Here is a 26,303-nt window from a genome sequence, read left to right as displayed (position 1 = left end):
CGTTGGTGAAGCTAGCCTCAGGAGTAACTTCAGATTCTTCAACACCAAGTTTTTCGATGATGATCTGCTTTACTTTTTGTGCAATTTCAGACATGTTTTTAAGGTTTATGATTTAAAAATCAGTTGCAAAGAAAGAGATTTGCGGGAATATTATCAAACTTTTTTGAACAGGCTCCCGGACTCAATTAAGGAGTAAATTCACCTGTAAAATGAAGAAAAGCAAACTTGTTATCGATTATGAATATGACTTTGAGCTGTTGGGACTCACCTCAACAGCACGGGGTTACAAGCTTGCTTGGGAGATCAATCAAGCACTTCATATTCAGCTTGTAAAACAGCCCGATTTGGCGGTTGGCTTTAAAAATAATGACGAAAAATATTTTTCTTTTTATGCCTATGAAACCCAGATCAATCGATTGAAACTCTTTAAAAACAAACCTTCCGAAGGTGAGCCCGGAAAGTATTTTTTAATCCCTGAATTTCCTCACTTCGATTTTATAATTTTGGCAGCTATGAAAGATCAGTACACCCATCCGCAGTTGCTGGAGTTGATCAAGTCAATATCTTCTGTTCAGTTTGTGACCTTCATCCCCATGGATGGTCTCAAGTCTAAATCAAACTTCATTTTCTGATCCCTGATGCACACTGGTATCTTTCATATTAACCATCCACACGAATTATCATCTTAAACCTTTATGTTAGAAAAAGTATCGTACAACAAGACTAAAATTGTTGCCACAGTAGGCCCTGCTTCCAATTCAAAAGACATGCTGCGTGCATTGATCAAAGAAGGAGTAGATGTTTTCCGTCTTAACTTCTCGCATGGTAAGCATGAAGATCATTTGAAAGTAATCCACTTCGTTCGCGAACTGAATGCAGAGATGGGCACAACGGTATCCCTGCTGCAGGATTTGCAAGGACCTAAAATCCGCGTAGATGAAATGGAGCCGGGTACGGTGATCGAGCGCGGTCAGGAATTGATAATTACAACCCGCGACCTGTTGGGGAACCGCGAGATAGCAAGTACTTCCTATAAGAATCTGCCGAAAGATGTAAAGGTTGGCGATTCTATTCTGGTAGATGATGGTAAAATTGAATTGAAAGTAAAAGAAGTTCGTGATACGGATGTTGTAACAGAAGTTGTTTACGGAGGTCCGCTGAAATCACGCAAGGGTATAAATCTTCCGTTCACAAAAGTATCAGCTCCTTCTTTAACAGAGAAAGATTTAGCTGACCTGGAGTTTGGATTACAGCATGATGTTGATTGGATCGCGTTGTCGTTTGTACGCAAAGCATCGGATATTCAATCGATGCGCAGCATCATCGACTCTAAAAAATCAAATGCCCGTATCGTAGCGAAGATCGAGAAGCCGGAAGCATTGAGTAACATCGATGAGATCATTGCTTCAACGGATGCTGTGATGGTTGCCCGTGGTGACCTGGGAGTAGAGATCTGGTTGGAAGAAGTGCCCATGGTGCAAAAGATGCTCGTGGAGAAATGTAACAAAGCCGGCAAGCCGGTTATCGTTGCTACGCAGATGATGGAAAGTATGATCGAAAACCCACGCCCTACACGCGCGGAGACGAATGACGTAGCCAACGCGGTGATGGACGGTGCTGATGCTGTTATGCTTTCTGCTGAAACAGCTGCCGGTAAATATCCGATCGAAGTAATCCGAAGCATGGTGCGCACAGTAGCTTCTGTAGAGAAGAGCCCGAATATATACTATCGCTTCCGCGATGTGAATAAAAATTCACCTACCTATATCCACGATAACTTCGTGCTGGCCGCTTGTAAACTGGCAAAAGATGTAGGAGCAAAGGCTATTGTAGGGATGACGCAGTCTGGTTACACAGCATTCCAGTCATCGGCTTATAGACCAAACGCAAACATCTTTGTGTTTACCTCAAACAAATCTCTTCTTAACAAGATGAACCTAGTGTGGGGCACACAAGCGTATTTCTACGATAAAATAAATTCTACAGACGAGACGATTGCCGATGTAGAAGCTATACTGAAGAAGGAAGGCCACGTGCAGTCTGGTGACTTGTTCATCATCCTGGCCAGCATGCCTATACAGGAAAAGGCACGTACCAACACGTTGAAGATTAATGTAGTGAAGTAATTCGCTATATATTGAAGTATATGAAAGAGCAGGTTCGAGAGAGCCTGCTTTTTTTGTTGATTGCCGTTACAGGTTAATCGTTACTCGGAAGAGTGATAATAGAAGTGCGAGTACTTGGCAGAATGTATTTACAATTATCGTGTAACAATTAACGGATAACGGAATTGAATATCGAGCAAGGAACATCGATCAACGAATGTCGAAGTTGATAGTGGAAGATACCGAACGCTTTTTGATTAGCAATTAGCGGATAACTAATCACCATTAACCGCTAATGGCTCACAAAAAGTCTATATCTACATTGAGGGGGTAGCGCATCAGGTAACGCAGGGCCTGCTTCATGGTGAGGTCTTCGAAAAGTACCTGGTATAGTGTGTTAGTGATAGGCGCTTTTACTTTATAGTAGTCAGCACATTTTTTGGTGATGCGAACGGTATTTATACCTTCCGCTACTTCGTCAGTGCTTGCGAGAATTTCTTTCAGAGTTTCACCTTGTGCCAGGCGATAGCCAATAGTAAAGTTACGACTGAGTGAACTGTTGCAGGTGGTAACTAAATCGCCTACGCCTGCTACACCCAGAAATGCTTTGGTGTTTCCGCCTAATGCACGACCGAGATATATCATCTCTACCATGCCGCGACTTACTAATAGCCCTTTGGCATTTTCGCCATAGCCAAGTCCACTCAAAGCTCCTGCTGCTATAGCAATGATATTTTTTAAAACACCGGCAAGTTCAACACCTACCAGATCGTTGTTGCCATATACCTGGAAGCGATCGTTGCGCAGCAGTTGTTTGCCGAGGGTGATCACTTCATTGAAATGACTTGCTATAACTGTAGCCGCTGGTTGATGTGCGGCTAACTCTTTTGAAAGATTAGGTCCTGCCAAACATCCTACACGCACCACAACACTTTCTTCCATGATCACTTCGCTCATGGTTTTTACCTGGCTTCTGTTGAGCCGCGTGATGGTTTCTATGCTTTGCCCGTTGGTGAGCGTAAGATCAAAACCTTTGGTGCCGTGTATCAGAATATGGTAGGGGTGCAGATAGGGCGAGAGTTGTTTCATCATGGAGCGGAAATGCTCTGACGGAACAATCGGAAACAATACGTTACACTCGCGCGCTATAGCTTCCAGGTCGCAGGTCGGTTCAATGTTCGGATGCATGCTATGCCCGCGGTTCTCGTGTGTTTCGCGAATGCGTTCAATAACTTTTTCATCGCGTGCATATAGTAATACCTTCCTGCGCTGCGCCAGGAGGTTAGCAACTACGCTGCCGAAGTTTCCTGCTCCGATTACGCCAACCGGTTTATCGTCAGATAAACTTCTCAAGGTCATAGCCTACTAACCTGTTATGATAGTAATATAATGTATTGAAGTCTTTTGTAATGATATTGCCTTCGCGGTTCATTAACAGCGGACGTTTGAGGTGAAATATACCAACATTGTCAAGACCGTGTCGTATAACGAGGTCGATCTTTCCTTTTAAATGTGTGGCGTGGTATACTTTGCCTTCTTCTTTTAATTTATAGATCTGTTTGCGTACGCGCTTGCATGCTTCGCGAAACTCTTCGTATGGTATAACCTGGTCTTCTTCCGGCAAGCGGAGTAATCCGAACAAGTCGAGCTTGGAATGTTTCTTCTGCCATATTTCAAAAGCAACAAACGCTACGAGATGACTGGCGAATACACGGTTGATACGATGATATTCAGACACGATCTTCTGACTGAGCATGCGAGTATATTCATCTTCACGTTGCTTGTCGATCGTTACTTGCTCATTGCTGATGAAGTAATCGCGGGTATCAATAACTCTTCCCTGGGCATCGAGGCTGTTGCCATCATCATCCACATAATTCCCCATAACATCCAGTCCGCGACCAATCGATACAGAAATGTTAGAACCTTTGGTAAAGAACTTGAAGAGAAACTGCAGCAGTTGCCAGCTTCCGTATTTATCCTGTTCAGGAAGATATCTGTCCTGACCTTTTACAGATAAGTAATCATCGATCAGGTCTGGAGCCTCCAACACAAAGTGATAGTTCAGTGTAACCGGCACAACAAAGATCTTGCGCACCTCTTCTTCATTGGCAGAAGCATCAAGGTATAAATTGCGTTGTGCTTCAACAGCCGAGCTGAGCAACCCCAGCTTCAATTGTTTTTCCAGCATACCGGAACGTGAACGTGTACCTCCCGGAAAAAATAAACTATGCGCACCTTTCTGAATAGCCAGCGTAGAGTATAGCTTGAGTGTTTCCAGGTATGGTAAATTCTTTTTTCGGCGATCTACTTTATAGGCACCAAGACTGTTCATGAAGTAAGCGAAGATCTTGATGTTAAAGAGATTTAGTCCGGCACCATATATAAAGGCAGGCAACCCGAGCGAATGGATTACCCATCCGATAAGAATTGAATCGAGATTGCTAAAGTGTGTAGGCACCATAATTACTGTGCCTTTGGTAGCCAGGTTGCGCAGTTGTTTTACTTTTCCAACGATATGGATCTTGTCACGCAGTGTATAGCGGTTGCGGAAAAATGCTCCGAATTTTTTTACACGTGCACCATTCAACAGGCGCGAGAACCAGAACTTAACGATTTCGCGTGTTACTTTATACGAGCTGGCATTAAAGTTACCTGCTATTTCGCTGGCATAGCGGGATACAATGCGTTTCAGAATTTCTTCTGCTTTAACCTGCGCTTCTTCCGGAGGCATGGCATCAAGTCCTACCAGGTCATCTTTTATAGTTGCCCAAAAGCGAGGCTCATCCACCGGGTCTACACGCCAGCGGTTGCGTTTCATGCGCTGCTGCTCGCGATATACCGTGGTTTGCAATTCATCTATAAGTTGCTTGGTAGTAGGGCGTAACTCCTTCACACGTGCTACGGAGGTAAGCGCAACCTCTTCAATAAACTCCTTGCGATTTTTGCTGAGTTGATATACAGGCCAATCAGGTATACCGTCCAGGATAGGCTTGTACTTCTTATTCTTATTTTTCTTCTCTACGACTTCCATTCGGGGACGCAAAATAGTGAAAAGTTGAACGTTTTCGGCTATTCGACAAATCTTCGGAGTGTTACAGTTTTAACCGAGATCGTTCAGCCTTGCCAAAAGGCTTGTCTCCATTTCATCAAAACGGGCCATTGCCTGTTGAATAAACTGTTCATCGACCAACGCCCGAAGCTCTGTTTCGGTAGCAATATCATACTCATTGATCTTAAAAGTTTGTTCCAGCAGTCCGCGTTCAAACTTGATCAGGTAGCGGTTGTTCCATGCAAAGAGGGTAATCTTGCAATCAGCATGAGGAATTTCTCCAACTACGCGCATAATTGTCCTTTGGGTTAAAACACAAAGTTCATTTTTTGATCGGAAGGATCAAATTATAGCGGTAGAATGAACCCAAAAAACAACGGATACGCTGCCGGTCGCGCAACCTGAACCAATAAGTATTGATGGAATTTGAAATGTAAAAAAACTCAGGACTCCTGAAGGCTGCGTTGTGTTTTGATGCTGATCAATTCCTGTTCAAGATTTTTGTAAACGGAGCTGTTGTGAAGTTGATCAAGTTTCATTTGACGGATGAGGCGTTGAAGTTCGAGCTCACGTTTTTGTAAGGAAGCCTTCAAAGCTTTCGGGTCAGCATTCATGTTAGGAATCAAGGGTTTTTAGTTTGGTGTAACGAAGATATAGATAAAACACAAAGAGTAAAAAATACTGTTTGGAAATTTTTAGGTTACACCATATCCATGAGTGATGAAAAGTAAAGCTGGCAAATGAAATTCCGCTATGCTACATATATACCTATACTTTGCAAAGCGCTATAAAAGTGAAGTGTGGTGTTGCCGTTTCCGGCAACGAAACGACCGCTGAAGTGATGATACTACCTCCTGTATTTTCTTGATCATGAAAACCTTGGATGTATTCCGGTTATTTTTCATTGCTTAATTTTTTTACAAGCATCTCAAAAAAGTAGCATGAGAGTAAACCAGGGGCGCGGGAAAAAACAGAGTCACGACACGTGAAGACTGCCAAACGTTGGATGCTCACGACAGAAAAAATGTGCATTCGTGAATAGATAAAAATGTCAGAATCAAGAATAAACTGCGTTTTGAACCGTTTAAGTAGTTGATCTTTTATGATAGACCTGAACATTTTATATTGTAACTTATCATATTCTTTTGATGTTGATCGGTAGGACAATACATTTACATCCATGAAGGCGCCCTGTTTAACCCGAAGTATGCTGAGAGGATTTTTCCTGATCTTTTGTTTCATTTTGGCAGGTATAGCGGCACATGCTACGCACCTGAGGGCCGGGAATATTATAGTGCGAAGGGTAGGAGCGTGCAGCGCCAGAAAATATAGCATCACCGTTATTGCCTATACCAACACATTAAACACCAACGTGCTCTTTGGTGGCGATCAGGATTATCTGGACTTTGGTGATAAAAGCCCGCGTGTACTGGTACCCGAGATTGGTCCGGGCCATCCCAACTATACTGTAATTGATGCGCAGCGTGGTATTGCCCGCGCATTCTATACGATCGAATGGACTTATCCAGGTCCGGGTCGCTATACCATCAGTTATGTAGAGCCGAACCGTAACGAAGGTGTGGTAAATATGGATAACTCGGTTAACACAACCTTCTATATAGAGACACAGATCGTGATCGATCCATTTTTAGGTTGCAGCACACCTCCTGATCTTCTTATTCCTCCCATCGACCGTGCATGTTCCGGTAAAGCTTTTTATCACAACCCGGGTGCTTATGAACCCGATGGTAATGATAGTCTTTCTTACGAAATGGTAGTTCCTTATAGAGATCGTAATGCTACAGTATTAAATTATGTGGCGCCCAACGCGCAAAAATTTTATACCGACTATGCTACGGGTAATGAAACAGATGACGGTCCACCAACCTTTGGTATAAATCCATTGGACGGGACGATAACGTGGAACGCGCCCGGTGCTGCGGGGGAGTATAATATAGCATTCATCGTAAAAGAGTGGCGAAAGGTACTCGGTAAGTGGATAGCCATGGGCTATGTGCGAAGGGATATGCAGATCATTGTGGAAGATGATTGTAACAATCAGCGACCCGATCTGGATGTGCCGAAAGATATATGCGTTGAAGCAGGTAAAACAATTAAAGAGGTTATTACTGGTACAGATCCTGATGGCGATAAAGTAAAGATCGAAGCCTTTTCGCAGATATTTGAATTTATACCTACAGAATCTCCGGCCACGGTATCGCCCGATCCTGCAGTATTTCAGAACACACCGGGTAAATTAAACTTCGAATGGAATACAACCTGCGATCACGTTCGCGAGCAACCATACCAGGTGGTATTTAAAGTATCCGATAGTCATAGTGGAAATGGTGTGAGCCTAGTCACCTATAAAACCTGGCGAATAAAAGTTGTTGCGCCAGCACCAACATGGAAAGATGCTCAGCTCGATATCAGTAAACGAACAGCGACTATAAAATGGGATCCATACTTCTGTGCCAATGCAGAAAAGATACAGATATGGCGAAAGGTAGATAGTACTTCGTATAGACCTGATAGTTGTGAAACGGGTATGCCGGCAGGACTGGGCTATACCAATATAGCCACCATTGCTGCCAACACACCAACGGGTACGCAGGTTACACAATATATAGATAACAATGGGGGCGAAGGACTCGCGCCTGGCGCCATGTACTGCTATAGATTGGTAGCAACATTCGCGTTGCCCGAAGGCGGAGAGAGTTATGTTTCAAAAGATACCTGCGTAGGACCTATACCGGCCGATGTACCGATCATAACCAACGTCTCGGTAGAGAAAACAGGAACATCGGATGGGCAGATTCGTGTAAGTTGGAAGCGACCGTTTGATGCAAACAAAATATTGTATCCGCCACCCTATAGATATGAAGTATACCGCGCCACCGGCTATACCCGCAGTACTGACTCAACCTTGGTGGGGACTTTTAATGGCGATACAACATTTGTAGATCAATCACTCAACACCGAAGAGAGTGTATATAATTATAGCGTGGTAGCGTACTCACCTAACTCTTCATTATCCAATAAGCTGGTAGGAGCCTCTGAAGTAGCCTCGGCTGTGCGATTGGATTCGAAGTCGCAGGTAGGACAGATACAATTGAATTGGACAGCCATTGTTCCATGGTCTAATCAGATACAGGCATACCCTCGTCACCTGATATACCGCGGAGAAGAAGGCACCGGAGAAGCCGGCCTTGTATTGATCGACAGTGTAGATGCTATTGTAGATGGATTACAGTATGTAGATAAAGGTCAGTATAACAATGTACCTCTGGATGAAGGAAAGACCTATTGCTATAAAGTAATGACACGCGGAGGGTATGGTAATCCGAACAAGATCCCCGAGCCGCTCAAAAATTTCTCGCAGATGATCTGCGTACAACCGGGCGATAGTATTCCACCATGTAAACCTATACTGACTGTAAACCTGCTGGATTGCGATCAGTTTCTGCTCGACAAGAACTCATGCTTTGGTAACACCTATACGAATCTTCTTTCGTGGACGAATGATGCTTCGGATCAGTGCCAGGCAGACATCAGTAAATATAGGATCTATCGCTCTGCTGTAAGAGGTGGAGATGAGAAAGACGATATCTTCATTGCAGAAGTCGATGCTACACAGACATCTTACTCAGATGAAAATCTCCCTTCGTTTGCAAGGTGCTATAGAATCACGGCAGTGGATCGCTCCGGAAATGAAAGCGAAAAAAGCGAACAGGTATGTAACGACAACTGTCCGTATTACGAACTACCCAACGTATTTACGCCAAATGGCGATGGCAAGAACGATGAGTTCAGTGCCTTTAACATCCGCGATTACCTGACCGGCTGTGAAGATTGCGAGATACCTCAACGACTTATTGAAAAGTGTGCGCGCTTTGTAGAGAAAGTAAAATTCAAAGTGTTCAACCGCTGGGGACAAGAAGTATATACATATGAATCAGGCAGCGAGAACAGCATCTATATAGATTGGGATGGAAAAGATTCCAAAGGCGTAGAGTTATCGCCAGCTGTATATTACTATGTAGCAGAAGTAACCTTTACTACACTGGATCCGGGCAGCAGCAAGAAGACCTTCAAGGGATGGGTACATCTGGTAGATGGCAGACAGTAACCATACCGTTGTTTTATTCGATGGCGTCTGCAATCTCTGTAATGGTACAGTACAATTTATAATCAAGCGAGACCCCAAGGGTATATTTCGGTTTGCCTCCCTGCAATCATCGTATGCGCAGGTATTGTTAAAACAAGTAGGGCTTCCATCGGATCAACTCTATAGCATTATTGTGATCGAGCAAGGCATCGCTTACGAGAAAAGTGATGCCGTGCTAAAGATTGTACGGCACCTTTCCGGAGCCTGGTCTGCTTTTACTGTATTCCGCATCATTCCTAAATTTATTCGCGATGCACTCTATACCGGGCTCGCGAAGAACCGCTACAGACTTTTTGGAAAGCAGGATCAGTGCATGATTCCTACACCGGAATTGAAAGGCCGGTTTGTCGATTAACACCTAAAACTTTTCACGTTTCAGCTTTTTACTATTTTTGACGCTGTATTGAAAATTCTATTATGAAGGCATACGTATTTCCAGGACAAGGTGCACAGTTCACCGGTATGGGCAAAGACTTGTATGAGTCGAATGCAAAAGCAAAAGAGTTGTTTGATAAAGCAGACGACATCCTAGGCTTTAAGCTGACCAAGATCATGTTTGAAGGAACAGCCGAAGAGCAGAAGCAAACCAGGGTAACACAACCTGCTATCTTTCTGCACTCTGTAGCCGTTGCTCTTACCAACGATTCATTTGCACCGGATATGGTTGCGGGACACTCGCTCGGAGAATTTTCTGCGCTGGTGGCTAACAAAACGTTATCCTTCGAAGATGGCCTGCGCCTCGTAGCAAAACGTGCTGCTGCCATGCAACGCGCCTGTGAGATCAATCCTTCAACCATGGCGGCCATTCTTGGTTTAGACGATAAAGTAGTAGAAGATATATGCGCTTCTATTGATGAAGTCGTAGTAGCCGCAAACTATAACTGCCCAGGCCAGCTGGTTATATCCGGATCGGTGAAAGGTATAGATATAGCCTGCGAAAAATTAAAAGCAGCAGGCGCGAAGCGCGCGTTGCCACTACAGGTAGGGGGGGCGTTTCACTCACCCTTAATGGAGCCTGCACGCGAAGAACTAGCTGCTGCCATTGAGCAAACAACTTTTGCTATACCGGTATGTGCCGTATATCAAAATGTAAATGCGTCTCCGGCTAAAGATATAGCAGTGATCAAGAAAAATCTGATCGCACAGTTAACAGCACCTGTTCGCTGGACGCAATCTGTACAAGCCATGGTAAAAGACGGAGGTAAAACATTTATAGAATGTGGCCCCGGCAAAGTACTGCAAGGCCTGGTAAAGAAAATCGCCCCCGAAGCTGAAGTGGCAAGTCTTTGATGTGTTTACGTTGGTACGTGTGTACGTTGCCACGTTAACGAAGACACGTACCAACATACACACATATCAACGTCTACGAACCGCGAGTTGATCCGGACAGAGATCCAGCAACTCACTTATTTTTTTTTGAAGAACCGGGTGAAGTATGTCGGCTGCTATTTCTGCTAAGGGAACAAGGGTGAACCTCCTTTGTGCCATAGCCGGGTGAGGTATGGTAAGCCGTGCGGTGTCAATGATGCTATCGCGGTATAGGAGTATATCTATATCAATAACTCTCGGTCCCCAGGTTTCCATGCGTTTCCTTCCAAGTTCCTCTTCAATGTGCAATGTAGTTTGAAGCAAAGCCTGTGGCGATAGCGTTGTGTCGATTTCGATCACCTCATTGTAAAAATCCGGCTGATCGTTTTTTCCCCACGCTGCCGTTTGATAGATGGAAGATTCTTTTACAAGGTTGCCCACCTGTTTGCTGATCAGATCTTTAGCTTTTGCCAGATTCTGTTCGCGATCTCCGAGATTTGTGCCAAGCAGAAGAAAAATGCCGCTGTCCATGAAATTCTATAGGCTGCAAACATACTTTTTTATTCGGATGCGTATTGCTTAATTTCGAGCCTTAAAGTTTGATATTATGAATTTTTGGAAAAGCTTTTTCGCTGCATTCCTTGCGCTGATCCTGTTCTCCGTTATTTCCTTCATTTTGCTCCTCGGCATCATTGGCGGACTAACAGCGGAAGAAGAAGTGGTGATAGCCGAAAACTCCGTATTACATTTAAAACTCGATGCCCAGATCACCGAGCTACAAGCAGAAAATCCATTGGCAGGCTTGCCATTCTCTAACGATGTGCCGAAGATCGGTCTCCTGCAATTAAAAGAAGTGATTCAGCATGCCAAAGAAGATTCCAATATCAAAGGTATTTACCTCGATGTGAGCTATCCGATGGCCGGGTTCTCAACCATCGAAGAGATACGGCAGTCGCTACTCGATTTTCGCAAGAGCGGTAAATGGGTTGTTGCCTATACCGAAGTAATGACAGAAGGTGGTTACTACCTTGCTTCTGCAGCCGACAAAATATACCTGAACCCGGAAGGTGAAATAGAATTTAACGGACTTACTATCGAGATATCATTCTACAAGCGCTTGTTTGATAAACTGGAGATCAAGCCGGAGATATTTCGTGTAGGAGAATTTAAAAGTGCCGTAGAGCCATTTATACTTGAGAAGATGAGTCCGGAGAACAGGCTGCAACTCACCGAACTGGCCAATTCAATTTATGGATTTACCCTGAAGCGCATCAGCGAATCGCGGAACATTCCGGTAGAAAAACTCGAAGAGATCTCCGACAAGATGCTGATTCGTAATGCAGCCAATGCGAAAGAATTTGGATTGGTAGATGAACTGTTCTATCAGGATCAGTTTACGGATAACCTGAAGCAACGCCTCAGTCTCTCGGAGAAAGACGATATAAATTTCATTCGTTATGCTAAATATCGCAAGAGCGTATCAAGCTATAAAAGCACTAAAAATGAAATTGCTGTTATTGTAGCCGATGGTACCATCATGCCGGGAAAAGCGGATGATCAGCAACAGGTAATCGGTGCCGATACATTTGTAGAAGAGATCCGTAAAGCAAGAACAGACGATGATATCAAAGCGATCGTATTACGTGTTAACTCTCCGGGTGGTGAGTTCCGTGCATCCGATATGATGTGGCGTGAGATACAATTAGCGACCAAGGCAAAGCCTGTTATAGCTTCTATGGGCGACTATGCTGCATCGGGTGGATATTACCTGGCTATGGGCTGTGATACTATTGTAGCGCAACCTCACACGATTACCGGTTCTATAGGTATATTCGGAATGATGTTCGATATGAGTGGCTTCCTGGGGAATAAACTCGGAATAACATTCGATGAAGTACGCACCGGTGAATTTGGCGAGATGTTTACAGTATCCCGACCGTTGACTGAAGCGGAGAAAAATTACTGGCAGAAAAATCTCAACGATCACTACGAAACATTTACCGGTAAAGCTGCAGAAGGAAGAGGTATAGCGGTTGAAGATATTAAGAAAGTTGCTTCCGGAAGAGTATGGTCAGGAGCGCAGGCACAAGAACGTAAACTCGTAGATATACTCGGAGGGTTTGACGATGCAGTAAAGATCGCTGCAGAAAAAGCCGGTGTTGGCAGCGACTATAAACTTCGTTTTTATCCGAAGCATAAACCTTTCCTGGAGCAATTGATGACGCAACTGGAAGAGAATGCAAAAACAGATGCTATCAAATCAGAACTGGGCGAGTCCTATATCTGGTTTCAGCAATTGAAAAAGATCAACACCTATCAGGGAACACAGGCACGTATGCCATTTGAAATACAACTACACTAAACATTAACCAACTGAGTATATACATGACAGTCATACGCAATAACTGGACACGCGAAGAGATCGCAGCGATTTATAACCAGCCCGTGCTGGAGCTTATTTATCAGGCAGCTACTGTACACAGAACCTTCCACGATCCGCAGGAAGTACAGGTATGTACATTACTTTCTGTCAAGACCGGTGGATGTCCGGAAGATTGCGCGTACTGCCCGCAGGCTGCACGTTATCATACCGATGTAAAAGTGCAGAAGTTGATGGAAGTAAAAGAAGTGATCGACAAGGCACTCGAGGCAAAAGAATCAGGCAGTACACGCTTTTGCATGGGCGCTGCGTGGAGGGAAGTGCGTGACAATCGCGACTTCGATAAAGTGATTGAGATGGTGAAGGGAGTAAATGCTATGGGCATGGAAGTGTGCTGTACATTAGGTATGCTTACACCCGAGCAGGCACAGAAGCTGAAAGACGCAGGGCTATATGCTTACAATCACAATCTCGATACAAGCGAAAACTTCTACGATGACATTATCACAACGCGCACCTACCAGGATCGTCTGGATACACTCGAGCACGTTCGTAAAGCAAAAATATCAGTTTGCTCAGGTGGTATCATTGGTATGGGCGAGCAGGAGGATGATCGTATAGGAATGTTGCTCACGTTGGCAACACTTCCTGAACATCCGGAATCTGTACCGGTAAATGCATTGGTACCAGTAGAAGGAACACCGTTGGAAGATCAGGAGAAAGTTTCTGTGTGGGAGATGGTTCGCATGATAGCCACAGCTCGCATTATTATGCCACGAGCAATGGTACGCTTGTCAGCAGGTCGCGTTCGAATGAACCTCGAAGAGCAGGCGCTCTGCTTTATGGCTGGCGCTAACAGTATATTTGCAGGCGATAAACTTTTAACCACACCAAATCCTGGCTTTATAAAAGATCAGGAGATGTTCCAGCAATTACAATTGAAGCCAAGAAAATCGTATAAGGAAGAACACGCGGTACTCTAGTAGAGCGAATTGTTCAATGGATTAAAAACCTTTTCAGAGAAATGCTGGAAAGGTTTTTTTTATGCCTATACCATTGCCTCAAGGTATATATATACTATACATCGTGTTGCTGTTTACCGGATGCTATCTCCTGATTTCTCTGCGATGCGTCATTACCTTTCTGGTGAAGACAGGAGGGCCTAAGCCTGAATGAATGAACACGTCAGGCAGCTTAAAGAGCCATCGAATGGGCGTTTTATTGGTCAGAAAGCCTTGTAAATCGACTGATGTTGGTTTTTTCTCCAAATACTATGGTTACCTCGTAACAAATTTGAAAGTGCAGTAGAAAATCCGTTAAAACATGCAAAAAACACACGATAATTATCGAAATATTACGATTTTGTAACGTTATTTTTAATGGAAAAAGTTAAAATAATGTATTAAAGTAATACTTTAATGTTGTAGCATTACATAGTTGACTGCGACTTTATAAGTCAATCTGATTTAATGAGGCCTTATGGGGCAGGGCTAAACAGGTATCTGTTGGGATCCATTTGACTTCGCCAGACGAACGCATACACGGAAAATCGAGAAGGCTTTCAGAGCCAACCAGTATGACCGGGAGAATCGTAGAGAGGTCAGTACAGGAAGAGCTGGTAGAGCCGACTGTACAGCAATAGGTTTAGGGGAAAGAGTGAGAGGCGGTATATAGACTTTCATATAAGTTTGTTACAGACAACATTGTGGACCAGGTGGCATTAATTATTGCCAAAGCGTTTTAGATATCCTTTGGTAAATTTCGCTGAGTGGACACCAAAGTATACCTACGAAGCTATCTATCCTTTAGGGGTATTTATAGTCCCCAAAGGATAGATAGCATGTATAGTTAGTATAGGAGGTACGTTGTAAAACGAAAGCTTAAAGCTTGTCTTCAACCAGAAAACCTCCAACAGGCTCATTAGAAGTTTGCTTGGTCACAGTTTTATCAGCCTTTTTACCACGTGTACTTACTGAGGTAAACGACACTGTAACAATGGCAGCGCCGGCTATTATGAGTAGTAGCTTATTTTTCATGGCTTTTTCTTTTTAAGGGATTATTAAACTCTTTCAATTCCGCTACCGCCACCGTTATCTGTAGGTTGAGTAGGCACCACCTCTTCTTCAGTACATGCAGTAATTGTTAAAGAGCTTACAAAGGCAATCAATAAAATGTAGAATAGCTTTTTCATATTAGTAGGTGTTAGGTTTAATTTCTTTTTTAATTTACTTTGTGACACAAATATCTTTTGCCGTTTTTTATCTTTTACAGGAATAAAATTTTAGAAATAACACGTGTACCATAATCTTTTAAAGAATCTTAGTGTTACCCTGCTTCTGTTGTTTGTAATCCTTAGTTATACATTGGTTGAAGCACAAAACCAACATGCTATAGATTCACTTCAAAGATTGGTTTTGATAAGCAGTGGTTCTGATAAGAGCGAGGTGCTGTATCAATTGGCAAGAGAAACTATATCTTCCGATAAAGCAGCTTCACTGCATTATGCTGAAGAAGGACTTGCATTGGCGAAAGAGATTGGCGATAGTTTAAAAATTGTAAAGGGCACTCGGCTTAGGGGGCAGGTGCTGAGACGTCTGGATCGTATTGTTGAATCGATCGATGCTTTTCATAGTGTTCTAGGTATTGCAAAGAGACATGAAACTGAAAAGGATTATTTCGAAGAGTATAAATTCCTGATTAATGGATTAGCCCTTTCTTATACTTACTATGCTAACTATGATAAAGCTTTAGAGTATAATTTTCTCTCTCTCACCATCCGTGAAAAGGAAGGTAAGAAGGGGGAGATGAGCGATGTGTTGAACAATATTGGACTGGTATATTTCAAGTTGCGTAATTACGAGAAGGCTATCGAATTTTATACCAATGCACTAAAGCTCAAGAATGAGATCAATGATACATTCGACCTTGACCGCTTGCTTATTAATCTTGCACTGGCTTATAATCAGGTAAATAAATATGAAGAAGCTGAGAAATATACTCAGCAGGCATTTGTACAATGCAACGATAATTGTAGCGACCAGATTAAAATGGAAGGTCAATTGGCGCTGGGTGTATCAAGTCTTGGGCTGCAACGACTTGAAGAGTCCAACAATCATTTCATGGAGTCATTAGAGATTGCCAAACGTATAGACTCAAAGCGATTTGTTGCTGAGAACCTGATATACCTGGCAAAGCTTGCAATTGAACGCAATGCTATGGATGAGGCGATCAAGTTTCTGCAAGAGTCAGAAAAGCTGGCGGCTCTCTCCGGATATAATGAAATGCTGATAGACACCTATCGGCAATTCTCAATTTTGTATAATAAAACGCTTGATTTCAAGAATGCGGCTGTCTACCAGAATAAGTATATATCTCTGAAAGATAGCATTTACAGTGAAGCTCTGATTAAGAACATCGCCAAGATTCAGACCGACTATGCCGAGCGCGAAAACATTGCTACAATTGCAGCCAAAGAGCAAGTGATCAAACAGCAGCGCGATCTGAATATAGCGGTTGCTGTCATCGCTATACTGGCGGGTTTACTGGTGCTGGTATTGCAAAGGAGTAACCGTACAATCAAACGCGTAAACGCGCAGCTCTCCGAAGCGAAAGAAGTGATCGAAGAACAAAACAAACTGCTCGAGAGTAAAAACAAGTATCTCGATAAAGAAGTAGAAACGAAAACAGAAGATCTCGAACGGGTAAACCAATCACTCAAACAAGTGAACGATGAACTCGATAATTTTATTTACAAAACTTCGCACGATATACGCGGACCGTTGGCAAGTTTGAAAGGTATGTGTAACGTAGCGTTGATGGATGTGAAAGATCCGGTGGCGCTTGACTATCTCAGCAAGCTCGATACAACGGCCGAACGATTGAATACGATCCTCACACGTCTGCTCATCATCAACCAGATCAACAACTCGAAACTGAGTGTAGCACGCATCGACTTCGAAAATATAGTGAACGATGTATTGCTGCTGGAGAAGAAAAAAGGATTGCCGCAGAAACTTCGTATTCAGCGCAACATTCATAATCAGACAACAATACTCTCCGATAAAGAGTTGATCCGCATTGTACTCGAAAACCTGATCGATAATGCTATCAAGTTCTATAACGATTCTGATCGTGTGGATTCATTTGTCGAGATACATATCAGCTCCAATGAACAAGGCCAGGTAAAAGTTCGTGTAATAGACAACGGTATCGGTATCAGCGAAGCAAACCCCGGAAAACTTTTCCGGATGTTCTTCCGCGCTTCCGAGCGGTCGGAGACAGGTGGTATAGGGCTATACATTGTAAAAACGGCCACTGCCAAGCTGGGAGGACGGGTCGGCTTGTTAACGACACCTGAAGGGTTTACGGAGTTTTACGTGGTGTTCCCGTCCACTCCGCCCAAGCAGGATGACGATTCGGAGAAGCCTTCCATCTGACGATGGAATTTTTTTACCTCCTTTTCTATTATCATCTTTGCACGCTCGTGCATTTAGCGATTTGAAACGATCATGACTGACTTTAAACGATATACTATTACAGCTGCGTTGCCGTATGCCAACGGTCCTCTCCACATCGGGCACATTGCCGGGGCATATTTACCAGCCGACACTTATGTACGTTATCTTCGCCTGAAAGGGGAAGACGTTGCCTTTATATGCGGCTCCGATGAACATGGCGTAGCCATCACGCTGGGCGCGCGCAAGGAAGGTGTAACGCCCCGGGCTTTTGTCGATAAGTATCATCAACTGATGAAGAAAGCGTTCGAAGATTTCGGAATTGCTTTCGATATATATTCCCGTACTTCTAATCCTGTGCATTATGAAACAGCACAGGAATTTTTCAAGACGATCTACGATCAGAATCTCTTCATTGAAGAAACGTCTGATCAGTATTATGATGAACAGGAGGGAATCTTTCTGGCCGATCGCTATATTATAGGCACATGTCCGAACTGTGGTAACCCGAATGCATACGGAGATCAGTGCGAAAAATGCGGAACGAGTTTAAGTCCTAAACAACTGATCAACCCACGGTCTACTGTTTCCGGTAAAGCACCTATACTTAAGCCAACCAAACATTGGTATTTTCCTCTGGATAAATTTGAGAGCTGGCTGAAAGACTGGCTGATTGAAGGGCATAAAGACTGGAAGACAAATGTATACGGTCAATGTAAATCATGGCTCGACCAGGGATTGCAGCCACGTTCCATAACACGTGATCTTGACTGGGGTATACCCGTTCCGCTGCCCGATGCAAAAGGAAAAGTACTATATGTGTGGTTCGATGCTCCGATCGGGTATATATCTGCTACAAAAGAATGGAAGCCGAACGACTGGCAGAAATACTGGAAAGATCCGGAAACACGGTTGATCCATTTCATTGGTAAAGACAATATTGTTTTTCATTGTATCATTTTCCCTTCTATGCTGAAGGCTACCGGAGAATATATACTTCCGGATAATGTTCCTGCCAACGAGTTTCTTAACCTGGAAGGAGAGAAGCTTTCTACCTCGCGTAATCACGCAGTGTGGCTGCACGAATATTTACTCGATCTGCCCGGAAGAAGAGATGAGCTGCGCTATGTACTTAACTCTATATCTCCGGAAACAAAAGATGCTGACTTCACCTGGAAAGATTATCAACAGAAAGTAAACAGCGAGCTGGTTGCTATACTCGGTAACTTTGTGAATCGCGTGATGGTGCTCACCTGGAAATACTTTGATGGCAAAGTACCTTCGGAACATGAGCTGCCCGGTACAGATGAACGTAGAAAAAGAATTTTAGCGCTATATAATCAAGCTCATAATGATTTGAATAAGTCGGTGAAGGATATGGCCGATGCTATAAAGAACTTCAGGTTCCGCGAAGCACAGTTCCAGATGATGAACCTGTCGCGCATCGGTAATAAATTCCTGGCCGATACCGAACCATGGAAGCTTGCAAAAGAAGATATGGAAGCTGTAGGCTGTATATTGAACTATGCATTAACCGTAGTGGGAAATATAGCGCTTGCCTGTGAACCATTCCTGCCGGATGGTGCTGCGAGTATACGCAAACAACTGAACAGTGAATTGCTGGAACAAAGCCGTAAAAAGTTTTGGGAGAAAGAAGAGCTCGTGCATGTAGTGCCACAGCATCATCAACTAGGCAAAGCCGAGTTACTGTACCGAAACGTTGAAGATGCAGACATGGAAAAGCAGGTAGCTCGCTTGAAGAAAACTCCTGCGACAACATCAGCGCCTGCTACAGAAAATGCTATCAAGCCCTTGAAGCCTGAAATTGTATTTGACGACTTCGGGAAACTGGATATACGTATAGGCACCGTTGTGTCGGCCGAGAAGATGGAGAAATCCAACAAGCTCCTCAAGTTACAGGTGGACGATGGCTTTGGTGTAAGAACTATATTAAGTGGTATAGCACAACATTATACTCCGGAAGATATAGCAGGCAAACAGGTAACCTTTATCGCTAACCTGGCTCCTCGCAAAATGATGGGCACCGAATCGCAAGGCATGATCCTGATGGCGGAAGACAAAGATGGTAAACTAAGATTGGTTCGCCCTATAGATGACGTTGCTCCCGGCTCGCAGGTATCTTGATATAGCTGCTGGCTTCAGGTTCCTAGAGGTGGTGTGAGTTTGCATTAATCTGCAGGGAACAAACTTCGACATTCGCTGCTCGGTGTTCCTTGCTCGATATTCAATTCCGTTATTCGTTAGCGGTTATCCGTTAATCGTAAGAAATAAATACTCAGGAGAGGCTCGAGAAGAGTATATTTCCTTTTGCTATGTGTCAGTTGGGAACAACTGACACCACTACTAAAGTTATATGTCGGTATATTTCTGTGCTAATCAGCTCCCGATAGTATGTAGTATGGATTGCTGGAAACAAGCTTCAATATTCAAACGCTGCGCACTCACCAGCAGCTAGCAGCCAGTCACTATTTCGATCCGCGATCAATTCCTTTTTCGTCCCACGTAACAATTCCGTTTTTGCGGGCGTGTACCTTCATCGTTACGGCTACTTCATCGGCTCCGGCATCAAGGCATGCCTGCTGTGCTTCTTTGGCAACGCGCATCAGCACATCATAGTCGCCTTGCATAACTGTTTCCATAGCGCCTACTTTATACGATACGCCCGACTTATCGATAACTTCAATGGCTTTATCAATGATCGGGTAGTGTGGCTTATCTGTTATCGGAACAATTTGTATCGCTATGTGAACCTGGTGTTTCATGGTATATATAGGTATATAATTGAAAAGTATTTAGTTGTTGAAGTGGTTCATGGTACGCTCGGCACCAATGGTGCAGAAGGAGAGTATCATCTCGTTTGCTTTACCAATCACTTCCGGAAGTTGTTTAAATTCTTCCTGACTGAAATTGCTTAGTACAAAATCTACCTGCTGTCCTTTTCCAAAATCATTCCCGATACCAAAGCGCAGACGGGAGTAATCCTGTCCGGAGAGAAGCTGCTCTATATTTTTAAGTCCGTTGTGGCCGGCAGAGCTTCCTTTGGTGCGCATACGCAAACTGCCGAAAGGTAAAGCCAGGTCGTCAACAATCACCAACAGATTTTCTTTTGGAATCTTAAGTTCCTGCAACCAGTAGGCAACAGCCTTCCCGCTCAGGTTCATATACGTAGTAGGCTTGATGAGATGTATACTCCGTCCTTTGTATTTAAACTCTGCTTTTTCCGCCAGCCTGTCCGTTGTAAAATTTGTTTTGTGCTGATCCGCCAGTTGGTCCAGCACCAGAAAGCCAATGTTGTGGCGGGTTAATTCATATTCCGGCCCGATGTTACCCAGTCCTGCAATCAGATATTTCATCTGGTATCGATCAAAAGTGATTCAACTATATACTGCACAGCATGTATGCAGTCCTCAAAGATTTCAATAGAATTGATAAGAAACAAAAAATCCTTCCCGTATTCGGGAAGGATTCCTGTTGTATAGCTGTAAGGCAAATTACTTTTTACCTTCTTCTTTCTTAGGAGCTTCCGCTTTCTTGGCAGCAGCAGGAGCAGCACCTTCAGCAGGAGCAGCAGCGGCAGCAGCAGCTTCGTCAGCAGCCATTTTAGCAGCACGTGGTACTTCTACAGCAGCAATTGTTGCTTGCTTAGGATCGAGGAACTCAAGTCCTTCGATGCGCATATCACCAACTTTAATAGCGTGGTGGAAGTCAAGCTCAGAAACGTTTACATCGATATGATCCGGCATATCTTTAGGGAAGCCGTATACTTTCAATGCAGCACGTTTACGTACTAATGTACCTCCTTTAGAAACACCAGGAGCTGTACCCACCAAACGGGTAGGGATGCTCATCTTGATTTTTCTGTCTTCAGAAATACGAAGGAAGTCAGCGTGAAGAATCACTTCACTTACCGGGTGGAATTGAACCTCTTGCAGTATAGCCTGGCACTCTTTGCCTTCAATGTTTACATGAACAAAGTGCGCTTCGTTGGTATATACCAGGTCGCGGAACAGGATCATGGGAGAACAAAAATGAATTTGCTCATTTCCTCCGTACAATACACAGGGAACAAGACCTTCATCCCGTAACTTCTGGGAACCTGTCTTGCCGAGATTTGCTCTTTCATACCCTATAATCTCAACAGTTTTCATAGTATATAATTGTTAATTAAAAGTTTCTGCGTTTTAAAGTTTAATGAACAGGGAGCTGATCGATTCGTTGTCGTGGATCTTGCGGATCGCTTTGGCAAACAATGTTGATACCGACAGCACTTTGATTTTCGGGCTATCCTTTTTCAAGGGTATAGTATCCGAAACCACCAGTTCTTCCAAGACAGAGTTATCGATGTTCTCGTAAGCTTTACCCGACAATACTCCGTGTGTACATACTGCGCGAACAGATTTAGCGCCTTTCTCTTTCAGAAGTGCTGCTGCTTTGCAGATCGTACCCGCTGTGTCCACGAGGTCATCTACGAGTATAACATCTTTACCATCCACTTCACCGATCAGTCGCATCGACTCCACTTTGTTAGCTTCTTTACGATGCTTATCGCATACTGCGAGTTCTGCATCAAAGAATTTAGCAAAGCTGCGTGCACGTTTTATACCGCCTACATCCGGAGATGCAAACATGATATCAGACAGCCCTAATGATTTGAGATAAGGAACAAATATATAGGAGCCGTCCAGGTGATCTACGGGTATATCGAAGAAGCCTTGTATCTGGTCAGCATGAAGATCGCACGCCATAATGCGTGAAGCACCTGCTGCAGAGATAAGATTAGCATGCAGTTTGGCAGCGATAGCAACACGTGGTTTATCTTTTCTATCCTGGCGTGCATAACCGAAGTAGGGAATTACCACGTTTACGCTAGACGCACTGGCACGTTTGGCTGCGTCTACCATCAGTAAAAGCTCCATCAGATTATCGGAAGGAGGGAAGGTAGATTGAATGAGGAATACTTCATGGCCGCGAACAGATTCAGTAATGAACGGTGACATTTCACCATCACTGAATTGCTGATAGTTTACTTCACCCAGACGTTCGCCATAAGCATTGGCGATTTTTTCAGCCAGGTAGGTAGTAGCTCTTCCGCTAAAAATTTTAACTGCCATGGTTGTGCCGTTAGGTCTTATTGCCATTCAAGATTACTCCGTTCATTTTGCAAGTGATCAACGGAATAACGTTTAACAAAGAATCCCGCTCGCGCGGGATTCTTTAGACGTGTTGTCCGACCAGGGCTCGAACCTGGACTTTCCTGAATCAAAATCAGGCGTGTTGCCAGTTACACCATCGGACAATTTACCTCTGAACCGTCAATCCGGTGTCAGACCCATGAATTTGGGATTGCAAAGGTAGAATTATTTTCCAGAAATGTTAACTTAAGCGAGAAAATTTAGAGATCATTTTCATTGTTTGAGACAGTCGTGCCCTCAATGAAACCTTCGGCCCAGAAACGATACTTGTCGAGAATTGAGATAACAGCGTTACGAAGGTGCCGGTTATTATTGAAATCTATTGATCCATACATAGTTGTAGCATAGCCTTGCCAGATGGAGCGATTTTGTCTGCGGTCGTAGAACTGAATGAGCAGTGTGCCGGTGTTCAAATTAAATTTTTGAGCATCATACTCAATATTGTCATTTTGTGTCTTCACCCACTCTTCAATAGCCGGTTGGTTGTAGCCATTAAACCGTAAACTATCGTTGAACATTTTGAAGCCGATAATAAGATGGGGTTTGGAAGTGCTCTGTCTATATCCCAGAAATTTCATTCGGGCTACAATAGATTTTTCAATCACTTCATTTACCATGGTAGAGTCTGCAGGTCCTGCAGGCTTCATGATGTCGAATGTTCTATACCTTTTGAAATTGCCTTTATAACTGTAGTCGTATTCGACTGGTAATTCTTTATATCCCAGGCACGAGGTAAGCAGTGCCAATACTAAAAGAGGAACGATAATCTTCTTCATAAGCCGGCATGTTATTCTGATGATGAATATAAGAGTATTCAATCGTCAGAACAACAACCAGCCGGAAACCTTTTGTTAAAAGGCTATGAATTTTTTTTGACCCACTCCCGTGCGTTAGTAAAAGCTTCAATCCAGGGAGAAATCTGATCGTTCTTTCTGTCGGATGGATAGTAGCCCCAGTTCCACGGGAACAGCGAGCGCTCAATGTGTGGCATGATCGCAAGGTGACGTCCGTCTTTCGAGCAAAGCGCAGCCACTGCGAAATCAGAATCGTTCGGATTACCCGGATACTCCGGATGAGAATATTCTGCTGCTACCTGGAAGGTTGACTTATCGGATGGTAAACGGAATTTACCTTCTCCGTGTGCTACCCAAACACCGAGACGCGAACCTGCTAGGCTGTTCAGCATAACCGAGTTATTCTGAGGAATAGTAACGTTGAGGAATATAGATTCAAATTTTCCGGAACCATTGTGATGCATGCGCGGATGATTGTCGCCCATCTCCGGATATAGTAAACCTAATTCCATTACCAGCTGACATCCATTACAAACGCCAAGGCTCAGTGTATTGCTTCGCTTATAAAAATTGTCGAGTGCTTGTTTTGCTTTCGGGTTGTATAAAAATGCACCGGCCCATCCTTTTGCTGAACCAAGTACATCGGAGTTGGAGAAACCTCCTACAAATACAATGAGATTTACATCGGAAAGATCTTCACGGCCTGACACCAGATCAGTCATGTGTATATCTTTTACATCGAAGCCAGCCAGGTATAGCGAGTACGCCATTTCACGATCGCCATTCACACCCTTCTCGCGCATAATGGCAGCTTTCAGTCCCGAAGGTTTTCTGCGGGTGGCGTCTATACCATACGTTGCAAATTTACCATCGAACTTCGGCTGGAAATTGTACTGAAGCACCTGGTGCTTATAGTTATTATAGCGTTGCGCAGCATGTGCAGCATCGCGCTGTTTGCTGTCGAGCAGATAAGAAGTTTTATACCATACATCGCGCAGCTCATCTACTTTCAGTGAAAGCAGTTCCTGCTGATAACGGATGGTAACATTCTGCTCATGATTTACATGACCGAGTATATGATAGCGCACGCCCAATTGATCTAGCAGGGCTGTTGCTTTTGTATCGTCTGCTACCTGTATAATTACTCCCGGATTTTCTGCGAACAATACTTTGATCAGGTCACCGGCAAGTGCAGTGAGATTAAGCGTGAGGCCTGTAGCTGGTTGTGCAAAACACATCTCCAGCAATGCCGTGATCAAACCACCTTCTGATATATCGTGACCGGCAAGAATGAGATCTTGCTTGATCAACTGTTGAACGCCTTCAAATGCTTTTGCAAAATATACGGCATCGCGTACAGTAGGCACTTCATTGCCGAGTAAATTCAATATCTGTGCGAAGCTGCTGCCTCCGAGTTTACGATCGTCATTCGAGAAATCGATCAGTATAATTTTAGAACCTTCTACGGGCTCCAGCACAGGCGATATAGTCTTGCGTATATCATTCACTTCTCCGGCTGCTGAAATAATTACTGTACCCGGAGAATATACCACTTCACCATTCGGATATTTCTGTGTCATGGAAAGTGAATCTTTACCGGTAGGTATATTTATACCCAGCGCAATAGCAAATTCGCTGATGGCTTCAACCGCTTTATACAGGCGGGCATTTTCACCTTCCTGCTTGGCAGGCCACATCCAGTTGGCACTGAGTGAAACGCCTTTCAAACCGTGTGTAAGTGGAGCCCATACGATATTGGTGAGCGATTCGGCAATAGCCAGTTTGCTTCCGGCTACCGGATCAACCAACGCAGCGCCCGGAGCATGGCCTATAGATGTAGCTACTCCCTGGTGACTGCTATAGTCCAGCGCCATTACACCAACGTTGTTGAGTGGTAATTGTATAGGACCACAGGTTTGTTGTGTTGCTACTTTACCGGTAACAGAACGATCGACTTTATTAGTTAACCAATCTTTACAAGCCACCGCTTCGAGTTGAAGCACTTGCTCGAGGTACTCACGTACTTTGGCAACTTCGTATTGAAGTGGTTTGTATGTTATAGCCTTTGTGTGATCCGTGAGGATTGTTTTAGGCGATGATCCCAGCAGGTGCTTTACTTCAAAGTCGATGGTCTTCTTTGCTTCACCATTCTTTTCAAAATGTAAACGGTTATCGCCAGTAGCCTCTCCGATAACATACATCGGTGCGCGCTCGCGTTCAGAAACTTTCTTCAGTAACTCTATATCTTTTTCCTTGATCGCAAGCCCCATGCGTTCCTGCGATTCGTTGCTGATAATCTCTTTATCCGAAAGGGTAGGATCGCCTATAGGAAGTTTATCAATGCGAATGGTTCCGCCCGTCTCTTCGAGTAATTCGGATAAACAGTTGAAGTGTCCACCGGCACCGTGATCGTGAATTGATACGATCGGGTTGATGCCTGCTTCGACCATCGCGCGGATGGCGTTCATAACACGCTTCTGCATTTCCGGATTAGAACGCTGAATCGCGTTGAGCTCTATAGCATTTCCATATTCACCGGTAGCTACCGATGATACGGCACTTCCGCCCATACCAATGCGATAGTTGTCTCCACCAAGAAGTACAATTTTATCGCCCGGCTCAAGATGCTCTTTCTTGCTGTCTTTTTCTTTACCGAAGCCTATACCTCCGGCAAGCATAATTACTTTATCGAAGCCGTACTTCTTGCCATCTTCTATGTGTTCAAAGGTCAATACACTTCCGGTAATTACCGGCTGACCGAATTTATTACCAAAGTCGGAAGCACCATCGGATGCCTTGATCAGAATTTCTTCCGGTGACTGATACAAC

22 protein-coding genes, 1 tRNA gene and 1 pseudogene are annotated in these 26,303 nt (G+C 43.9%); 9 read left to right on the top strand and 15 right to left on the bottom strand.

Annotation, left to right across the window (positions count from 1 at the left end; genetic code table 11):
• Window positions 1-94, bottom strand: a pseudogene (locus VIN08_RS21125) (acyl carrier protein); the annotation flags it as partial.
• A 115-nt stretch (window positions 95-209) separates the two neighbouring features.
• Between VIN08_RS21125 and VIN08_RS21120 the strand changes: the two are divergent.
• The gene (locus VIN08_RS21120) at window positions 210-632 is read left to right on the top strand and encodes an IPExxxVDY family protein (protein ID WP_331969400.1); all 423 of its coding nucleotides are present in this window, start codon (window positions 210-212) and stop codon (window positions 630-632) included.
• A 63-nt stretch (window positions 633-695) separates the two neighbouring features.
• Window positions 696-2,126, top strand: a complete 1,431-nt coding sequence (gene pyk / locus VIN08_RS21115; RefSeq protein WP_331969397.1) for a pyruvate kinase — start codon at window positions 696-698, stop codon at window positions 2,124-2,126.
• A 279-nt stretch (window positions 2,127-2,405) separates the two neighbouring features.
• Here pyk and VIN08_RS21110 read toward each other — a convergent pair whose 3' ends face one another.
• The 4 genes from VIN08_RS21110 to VIN08_RS21095 all read right to left on the bottom strand — a co-directional run bounded on the left by VIN08_RS21110 (window position 2,406) and on the right by VIN08_RS21095 (window position 5,783).
• Window positions 2,406-3,464, bottom strand: a complete 1,059-nt coding sequence (locus tag VIN08_RS21110; RefSeq protein WP_331969394.1) for an NAD(P)H-dependent glycerol-3-phosphate dehydrogenase — start codon at window positions 3,462-3,464, stop codon at window positions 2,406-2,408.
• Window positions 3,442-5,139 carry a 1-acyl-sn-glycerol-3-phosphate acyltransferase gene (locus VIN08_RS21105; protein ID WP_331969391.1) on the bottom strand — a complete coding sequence of 566 codons (1,698 nt, stop codon included), beginning with the start codon at window positions 5,137-5,139 and terminating at the stop codon, window positions 3,442-3,444. Before VIN08_RS21105 ends, VIN08_RS21110 begins: the two co-directional genes overlap by 23 nt.
• A gap of 69 nt (window positions 5,140-5,208) precedes the next feature.
• A complete protein-coding gene (locus VIN08_RS21100) occupies window positions 5,209-5,451 on the bottom strand; it encodes a hypothetical protein (protein ID WP_331969388.1) in 243 nt (80 codons plus the stop codon).
• A 149-nt stretch (window positions 5,452-5,600) separates the two neighbouring features.
• Window positions 5,601-5,783, bottom strand: a complete 183-nt coding sequence (locus VIN08_RS21095) for a hypothetical protein (protein ID WP_331969385.1) — start codon at window positions 5,781-5,783, stop codon at window positions 5,601-5,603.
• A 581-nt stretch (window positions 5,784-6,364) separates the two neighbouring features.
• Between VIN08_RS21095 and VIN08_RS21090 the strand changes: the two genes are divergently transcribed.
• The 3 genes from VIN08_RS21090 (at window position 6,365) to fabD (ending at window position 10,615) form a co-directional block, all read left to right on the top strand.
• On the top strand, window positions 6,365-9,286 hold the full coding sequence (locus VIN08_RS21090; protein ID WP_331969382.1) for a gliding motility-associated C-terminal domain-containing protein: 2,922 nt from the start codon (window positions 6,365-6,367) through the stop codon (window positions 9,284-9,286).
• On the top strand, window positions 9,273-9,680 hold the full coding sequence (locus VIN08_RS21085; RefSeq protein WP_331969379.1) for a thiol-disulfide oxidoreductase DCC family protein: 408 nt from the start codon (window positions 9,273-9,275) through the stop codon (window positions 9,678-9,680). Before VIN08_RS21090 ends, VIN08_RS21085 begins: the two co-directional genes overlap by 14 nt.
• A gap of 62 nt (window positions 9,681-9,742) precedes the next feature.
• Window positions 9,743-10,615, top strand: a complete 873-nt coding sequence (fabD, locus tag VIN08_RS21080) for an ACP S-malonyltransferase (protein ID WP_331969376.1) — start codon at window positions 9,743-9,745, stop codon at window positions 10,613-10,615.
• Window positions 10,616-10,681: 66 nt separating this feature from the next.
• Here fabD and folK read toward each other — a convergent pair whose 3' ends face one another.
• Window positions 10,682-11,164 carry a 2-amino-4-hydroxy-6-hydroxymethyldihydropteridine diphosphokinase gene (gene folK, locus VIN08_RS21075; protein WP_331969373.1) on the bottom strand — a complete coding sequence of 161 codons (483 nt, stop codon included), beginning with the start codon at window positions 11,162-11,164 and terminating at the stop codon, window positions 10,682-10,684.
• A 76-nt stretch (window positions 11,165-11,240) separates the two neighbouring features.
• On the opposite strand from folK, the gene sppA reads away from it, so the two are divergent.
• Together sppA and bioB are read left to right on the top strand one after the other, a co-directional pair.
• The gene (gene sppA / locus VIN08_RS21070; protein WP_331969370.1) at window positions 11,241-12,995 is read left to right on the top strand and encodes a signal peptide peptidase SppA; all 1,755 of its coding nucleotides are present in this window, start codon (window positions 11,241-11,243) and stop codon (window positions 12,993-12,995) included.
• Between the two features lie 23 nt (window positions 12,996-13,018).
• The gene (gene bioB, locus VIN08_RS21065; protein WP_331969367.1) at window positions 13,019-13,996 is read left to right on the top strand and encodes a biotin synthase BioB; all 978 of its coding nucleotides are present in this window, start codon (window positions 13,019-13,021) and stop codon (window positions 13,994-13,996) included.
• Window positions 13,997-14,893: 897 nt separating this feature from the next.
• Here the strand turns inward: bioB and VIN08_RS21060 are convergent.
• Together VIN08_RS21060 and VIN08_RS21055 are read right to left on the bottom strand one after the other, a co-directional pair.
• Entirely contained in the window at window positions 14,894-15,049 is a 156-nt protein-coding gene (locus VIN08_RS21060) for a hypothetical protein (protein ID WP_331969363.1), read from the bottom strand.
• A 23-nt stretch (window positions 15,050-15,072) separates the two neighbouring features.
• Window positions 15,073-15,204: a hypothetical protein gene (locus tag VIN08_RS21055; RefSeq protein ID WP_331969360.1), complete on the bottom strand. Its 132-nt coding sequence runs from the start codon at window positions 15,202-15,204 to the stop codon at window positions 15,073-15,075.
• A gap of 103 nt (window positions 15,205-15,307) precedes the next feature.
• On the opposite strand from VIN08_RS21055, the gene VIN08_RS21050 reads away from it, so the two are divergent.
• Both VIN08_RS21050 and metG read left to right on the top strand, forming a co-directional pair.
• Window positions 15,308-17,449, top strand: a complete 2,142-nt coding sequence (locus VIN08_RS21050; protein ID WP_331969357.1) for an ATP-binding protein — start codon at window positions 15,308-15,310, stop codon at window positions 17,447-17,449.
• Between the two features lie 72 nt (window positions 17,450-17,521).
• Window positions 17,522-19,612, top strand: coding sequence for a methionine--tRNA ligase (metG, locus tag VIN08_RS21045; protein WP_331969354.1), 2,091 nt, complete (start codon window positions 17,522-17,524; stop codon window positions 19,610-19,612).
• A 341-nt stretch (window positions 19,613-19,953) separates the two neighbouring features.
• Here metG and VIN08_RS21040 read toward each other — a convergent pair whose 3' ends face one another.
• From VIN08_RS21040 to purL, 7 genes are all read right to left on the bottom strand, one after another.
• Window positions 19,954-20,250 carry a thiamine-binding protein gene (locus VIN08_RS21040; protein WP_331969351.1) on the bottom strand — a complete coding sequence of 99 codons (297 nt, stop codon included), beginning with the start codon at window positions 20,248-20,250 and terminating at the stop codon, window positions 19,954-19,956.
• A 30-nt stretch (window positions 20,251-20,280) separates the two neighbouring features.
• Window positions 20,281-20,841, bottom strand: coding sequence for an aminoacyl-tRNA hydrolase (gene pth, locus VIN08_RS21035; RefSeq protein ID WP_331969348.1), 561 nt, complete (start codon window positions 20,839-20,841; stop codon window positions 20,281-20,283).
• A gap of 138 nt (window positions 20,842-20,979) precedes the next feature.
• Complete coding sequence (locus tag VIN08_RS21030) at window positions 20,980-21,636, bottom strand: 50S ribosomal protein L25/general stress protein Ctc (protein WP_331969345.1); 657 nt, start codon at window positions 21,634-21,636, stop codon at window positions 20,980-20,982.
• A gap of 33 nt (window positions 21,637-21,669) precedes the next feature.
• A complete protein-coding gene (locus VIN08_RS21025; RefSeq protein ID WP_331969342.1) occupies window positions 21,670-22,599 on the bottom strand; it encodes a ribose-phosphate pyrophosphokinase in 930 nt (309 codons plus the stop codon).
• Window positions 22,600-22,711: 112 nt separating this feature from the next.
• Window positions 22,712-22,784: transfer RNA gene (locus VIN08_RS21020), tRNA-Gln, on the bottom strand.
• 96 nt (window positions 22,785-22,880) lie between these two features.
• Complete coding sequence (locus VIN08_RS21015; protein WP_331969339.1) at window positions 22,881-23,456, bottom strand: DUF4136 domain-containing protein; 576 nt, start codon at window positions 23,454-23,456, stop codon at window positions 22,881-22,883.
• Between the two features lie 83 nt (window positions 23,457-23,539).
• Window positions 23,540-26,303, bottom strand: a 2,764-nt coding sequence (gene purL, locus VIN08_RS21010; protein ID WP_331969336.1) for a phosphoribosylformylglycinamidine synthase, incomplete at its 5' end; no start/stop codon positions are given.

The sequence above is a fragment of the Ohtaekwangia sp. genome (assembly GCF_036568665.1).
Taxonomy (GTDB): Bacteria; Bacteroidota; Bacteroidia; order Cytophagales; family Cyclobacteriaceae; genus Ohtaekwangia.
The sequence above is the reverse complement of the archived record's forward strand: the minus strand, read 5'-3'. Positions and strand labels throughout refer to the sequence as shown.